This is a genomic window from Terrabacter terrae (assembly GCF_039529575.1).
In the GTDB taxonomy this organism is placed as follows: domain Bacteria; phylum Actinomycetota; class Actinomycetes; order Actinomycetales; family Dermatophilaceae; genus Terrabacter; species Terrabacter terrae.
In genome coordinates this window covers 1-571 of the sequence record NZ_BAAANB010000038.1, presented here as the reverse complement: position 1 = coordinate 571, position 571 = coordinate 1, and the positions used below count along the sequence as shown (strand labels likewise).

The window sequence follows — 571 nt, the reverse complement described above, 5'->3', positions numbered from 1 at the left end:
ACCCCTCGCTGCCGAGGGAATGCCCCTGCCGACGCCCGACACGTACTACGGGGTGAGCAAGGCGGCCGCCGAGGCGCTCGGCGGGTTGTATGCCGGCCGGTTCGGGATGACGGTCGTCAGCGCACGGATCATGAACTTCGGCGACTCGCCGAGCGGGCCCCGGTCGCTGCAGGCGTGGGTGTCGGGCGACGACATGGCTCGGCTCGTGCTGGCGGTGCTGACCAACGACGCGATCGGCCACCACGTGGGGCAGGCGCCCCGGAGACGGGGACGCGGGCGGTTTCCTGACGCGTCCGGTTCGCGTCGGGGACCCCGGTTTGGCGATACCGGGACTCATGCAGCACACTGTCTGCTTGTCACGCGCGAGTGGCGGAACGGCAGACGCGCTGGCTTCAGGTGCCAGTGTCCGAAAGGGCGTGGGGGTTCAAATCCCCCCTCGCGCACAGAAGGTGGGGAATCTTCCCCAAGTGGTGGGAGCGGCGGGCCTGGTCTTCGGACCGGGGCCGCCGCTTCTGCGTTCCCGCCCGGTGACGACCGAGCACACCGCCGCAGGTGGGGACTCCACTCGCTG

Annotated in this window: 1 protein-coding gene and 1 tRNA gene; one reads left to right on the top strand and one right to left on the bottom strand. The window is 70.6% G+C overall.

Annotated elements, in window-relative coordinates; genetic code table 11:
• Positions 1 to 45 precede the first annotated feature (45 nt).
• Positions 46 to 195 (bottom strand): hypothetical protein, encoded by a 150-nt coding sequence (locus ABD194_RS18705; RefSeq protein WP_343994292.1) that lies wholly within the window; start codon positions 193 to 195, stop codon positions 46 to 48.
• 165 nt (positions 196 to 360) lie between these two features.
• Here ABD194_RS18705 and ABD194_RS18700 point away from each other — a divergent pair.
• Positions 361 to 443: transfer RNA gene (locus ABD194_RS18700), tRNA-Leu, on the top strand.
• The last annotated feature ends 128 nt before the right edge of the window (positions 444 to 571 follow it).

Excerpts from the sequence above, each read along its gene's own strand:
- ABD194_RS18705 (WP_343994292.1), bottom strand. The coding sequence starts at position 195 with ATGTCGTCGCCCGACACCCACGCCTGCAGCGACCGGGGCCCGCTCGGC.